A 4115-nucleotide genomic window follows, 5' to 3' on the forward strand; every position below is an offset into this window, starting at 1 on the left:
CTTACGGAGAAGGGATGGAACGAAGCAGCAGCAAGAGCAGGGGGAAGGAAGTTGAAAACTTGCGGTGTGCTGCTCCCAGACAATCAGCCATTGCGAGCGGAATGGTTTGAGCATGTATTTCCGAAATTAGAGCAGTTTGGTTATTTGCCGTTTATGTTTCAACAATCAGATACAGGCGGYAATGAAAATTATTCCATAACGAAGCTAGCTGAAAGCAAGCTTATCATTGCGGATATTACAAGCCATTCACCGGAGGTTTATTTTGCAGCTGGGTATGCGCTTGGCGCAAATGTTGAGGTCGTGTGGACGATGAATAGCACACAGGAGGACGAGCTGTGCGTTCAGCCGGAGTCCATTAGGCCAATGATATGGGATGATGCGGGGGAGCTTGCTGCGCTGCTTCAGCAGCGGCTGAGCTTTAAGAAATAATCTATAGAATCAATACACAAAACACACGCTTAAAAAGGTGTGTTTTGTGTTATTTATGTTAATCTACGTCTAGCTGCACATCGTGGCAGGTTTTAAGGCGGCATTAAAAGCAGCACGATTTTCCCATAAGAATGAGTGAATTTGGCTTGACTCATCAAAGAAATGCTCCTGCTCATCCATGTAATCTTCACCTAATCCATGTACGCTGAATCGATCCTCACTGTTATTCATTAGAGTCCATTGTCCTCCACGTTTGCGATCTGCGAATACAAAATAAAATTTTTGACCGGTTGCATCCCACTGGGCGAGTTGCTTGAAGTTTTCTAAAATAAATGCAATATCATTTTTCTTTTTGATCAACATGGTTCATCTCCTCTTTCTTTATAAAAATAATTGTCATATTAGCGTGTATGCTCGCATAAGAACAAGACAAGAATATACGATTTTATCAGAAAAGTATGTCAAACGGTAGGAACGATTTATAGGATTGTTTGACGAATAATGGCGTACTTGATATATGATGAAATCAGTTATACTATAAATGTCAAATAACATCAGCAGCTGAAAGAAAGGATGTTTGTAGATGAGCATTTATTTTGCGCTTTTACGAGGAATTAATGTTGGCGGCAATAATATGATAAAAATGGCTGAGCTTAAACGAATGTTTGAGGAGCTTGGCTTTGCACGTGTGCAGACGTATATTAACAGCGGGAATGTCATTTTCGAATCAAACGAGAATGCAAACAAACTAGAAGAGACAATTGAGAAGCAGATTAGTGAAGTGTTTGGATTTAATATCGCTGTAATACTGAGGACGTCGGATGAACTTGTAAGCATTATTGATAAATCACCTTTCAATGCGGCTGAGTTGACCGAAGGTCAGAGTATACATCTCACTTTATTAAAAGAGGCGCCTACACAAGAACAAATTAATAATTTGCCTGATGTAGACCTAGGCAATGATGAATATTACATAAGCGGCAAAGAAATTTATGTGCTTTATCGAAACAGTATTCTTGATTCCAAGCTGCCCAAAAAATTTCAAAATTTACTGCCAGCTACAGCTCGAAACTGGAAAACAATTATGAAGCTTGATGCGATGGCAAAAGCTTTAAAATAAGTACAGTGTTTGAGCGAAAAAAAAAGGATCGGGCACTATTCTTATAAAAAGAATAGACCCGATCCTTTTTAACATTAATGTTTGTTAGCCGTTAGCTGCCTCATCTTCAACGTTCAGTTGCCACAAGATGCCAAGCTTGTCCTTTACTTGGCCGTAGCATTTGCTCCAGAACGTTTCTTGGAGTTCCATTAGAACCGTGCCGTTTTCCTTCAGCTTATGAAATAGTGATGTTACTTCATCTTTATCTTTGCTGACGATCGAAAGGCTTATATTGTTTCCTTCAATAAAGGGCATTCCAGGGAATACATCAGAAAACATAACATTGCTGCCTAAAATGTTTAAGCGAGCGTGCATGACTAAGTTTTTTGCTTCCTCAGGAAGGGGATATTCTGGGTTTGGTGGAATATCGCTGAAAGTAGTGAAATTTGTAATTTCAGCCCCAAACACTTGCGCATAATATTCGACCGCTTCACGACAATTCCCATTGAAATTCAAATAAACATCAACTGCCATTTTATTCACTCCTTCATGATTATTGGCTCATTATTGCTCCAATATTTTCATTCCAATTGTATCATTAGATGGTCTGGAATCAAATTTTTTTTGAAAATTTAAGATGTTATTTTAGAAAAGATTAGGCAGGATGACAAATAGAAAAACAATAAGAATGATGATACTGCTTATCCGGCTCATTAGTATGTAAGCATCGCTAGGTTCTGAATTTCCTTTAACCATCCAGCCGTATCTCATGTACCAACCGAACTTAGGGAAGAAGATATTAAGGAATGCAATGATGACAAAAAGGATAGCAAACAATACCACAAGAATCAGCCCCTTATTTGTGTATTCGCGATTAAATGAAGGAATTAAGAAAGTTAAAAATAGTTGATCGCTATTTCTTTTATTGTACATGATAAAAGGCTACAGCAGACTAATAAAATGGAATAAATTCCTTATTAATATTGATTTATGTAATGGAAAAAGGAAGACCACAAGGCCCACGAAATGGTCCTTGTGGATAATATAAACGTCTATATACTTGCACCGATACGGGTTAGACCTTCTTTTTAGTATCCTTTACCATGACCAGCGCCAACTCCGCCAACTCCACCATATCCACCGTATCCGCCAACTCCGCCAAATCCGCAACTGCAAGCGATAATCACCAAGAGAATAAAGAGGACTAAGATGATCCCTAAGCTCGAGAAAGCTCCACCAACGTGACCAGACATTTTTCATTGCACCTCCTTACGTTCTGTGTACTGTGTAATTTATGCTGGATGGGTATTTGTTGATTGGGTGTTTGTTACCTAGCTAAATGAATCATGTCATAAGCCTAGTTATAAGTTAGACAGAAGCGAAAAAGAAGTATGACTGTCTTGGGGGTGACAAACTTGAACATGAAAATGCATTACTTTATAATGTGCTTAATAGAAATACAATTCATAATATGATGTTTAAGCCACATAAGTGGCTGAAGGAGTGATTGATATGAGTACTGCAAATCGTGGAGTTAATATCGGACCTCCTAGATTTAAAATAGCGGTTCATTCCATTGTCTGGTTAGCGCAGAGCGGCAGCATCTTATCAAGTGCGATGATTGCAAATCAGGTGAATTCGCATGCAACTTTTATGAGAAGAGTTATGCAAGCATTAGCGGCAGCCGGCATTGTGGAGTCAAAGGGCGGTAGAGAAGGCGGATATATTTTAAGAAAAACGGCGAATGAAATTACATTAGGCGACATTTACGCGGCAGTAAATACATGTACAGCTGAACCAGAAGGTGATGGTAATTGTGGAGAAACAGGCCATAAACTGGACGTAGAGCTGGAAAAAATTCTGTTTGAAGCTGAGCAAAAAACGATTGATTACCTTCGTCAGTATACTATTAATGATGTGATGGAGCGTGTAGATTTTTTTGTCGTTTAATTTTTTCAACAAAGTACTAGTCAAACGTTTTGAAACGAATTATAATGTGCTTAAATGAGTTGCAGTTAAAACTGCACTTTTATTTTTGTATTATATGTGCTTATTACAAGCACAGTTAACTTTGAAGATTATGGGGGTATGACCTAAATCGGAAATAACAACAGTAAGCATTAAATATTTGAAAAGAATAGTCTGTTTTATAATGTGCCTTCATAGGTTGCATTAACCGAGAAAAAAAGGAGAGTCTACAATGGAAATATTAGCGTTGGTATTGCAGGGGCTATTAGGTTTGATGTTTTTGATGGCTGGATTCGGTAAAGTATCGGGGTCGAAGATGCATGTTGACGGCTTTAAACAATGGGGCTTGCCGCAATGGTTCCGAGTTGTAACGGGTGTCGTTGAATTAATCGCTGCCATTGCTTTAATTATTGGATACTGGGAGCACAGCTGGGCAGCAGCTGGCGCGTTATTGCTTGGCGTTACAGCTATCGGAGGTACATTAACTCATGTACGTGTAAAAGATTCTTTCAAACAAACTTTCCCGATCATCCTCGTAGGTGTTTTATCATTTGTACTATTTTTTATCCGACTATCCGATTTATCTGATTTTCCTGGGTTTAACTAAGCTGTACTAGAT

At 38.6% G+C, this 4115-nt stretch carries 7 protein-coding genes and 1 pseudogene; 4 read left to right on the forward strand and 4 right to left on the reverse strand.

Going from position 1 to position 4115, the window contains the following annotated elements:
* Positions 1-429: pseudogene (locus AC1DSE_RS31615) on the forward strand (hypothetical protein); the annotation flags it as partial.
* A 69-nt stretch (positions 430-498) separates the two neighbouring features.
* Here the strand turns inward: AC1DSE_RS31615 and AC1DSE_RS31620 are convergent.
* Positions 499-792, reverse strand: a complete 294-nt coding sequence (locus AC1DSE_RS31620) for a hypothetical protein (RefSeq protein WP_441875463.1) — start codon at positions 790-792, stop codon at positions 499-501.
* 220 nt (positions 793-1012) lie between these two features.
* On the opposite strand from AC1DSE_RS31620, the gene AC1DSE_RS31625 reads away from it, so the two are divergent.
* Entirely contained in the window at positions 1013-1549 is a 537-nt protein-coding gene (locus tag AC1DSE_RS31625) for a DUF1697 domain-containing protein (protein ID WP_430058754.1), read from the forward strand.
* An 84-nt stretch (positions 1550-1633) separates the two neighbouring features.
* Here AC1DSE_RS31625 and AC1DSE_RS31630 read toward each other — a convergent pair whose 3' ends face one another.
* From AC1DSE_RS31630 to AC1DSE_RS31640, 3 genes are all read right to left on the reverse strand, one after another.
* Positions 1634-2062 (reverse strand): VOC family protein, encoded by a 429-nt coding sequence (locus AC1DSE_RS31630; RefSeq protein WP_430058757.1) that lies wholly within the window; start codon positions 2060-2062, stop codon positions 1634-1636.
* A 111-nt stretch (positions 2063-2173) separates the two neighbouring features.
* Complete coding sequence (locus AC1DSE_RS31635) at positions 2174-2461, reverse strand: DUF6199 family natural product biosynthesis protein (RefSeq protein WP_477512792.1); 288 nt, start codon at positions 2459-2461, stop codon at positions 2174-2176.
* Between the two features lie 155 nt (positions 2462-2616).
* Positions 2617-2781 (reverse strand): hypothetical protein, encoded by a 165-nt coding sequence (locus tag AC1DSE_RS31640; protein WP_477512793.1) that lies wholly within the window; start codon positions 2779-2781, stop codon positions 2617-2619.
* Positions 2782-3040: 259 nt separating this feature from the next.
* On the opposite strand from AC1DSE_RS31640, the gene AC1DSE_RS31645 reads away from it, so the two are divergent.
* Both AC1DSE_RS31645 and AC1DSE_RS31650 read left to right on the forward strand, forming a co-directional pair.
* The gene (locus AC1DSE_RS31645; RefSeq protein WP_441875475.1) at positions 3041-3478 is read left to right on the forward strand and encodes an RrF2 family transcriptional regulator; all 438 of its coding nucleotides are present in this window, start codon (positions 3041-3043) and stop codon (positions 3476-3478) included.
* Between the two features lie 250 nt (positions 3479-3728).
* Positions 3729-4103, forward strand: coding sequence for a DoxX family protein (locus AC1DSE_RS31650; protein ID WP_076265768.1), 375 nt, complete (start codon positions 3729-3731; stop codon positions 4101-4103).
* Positions 4104-4115 lie beyond the last annotated feature (12 nt).

This window comes from Paenibacillus sp. 01L418 (assembly GCF_056400045.1).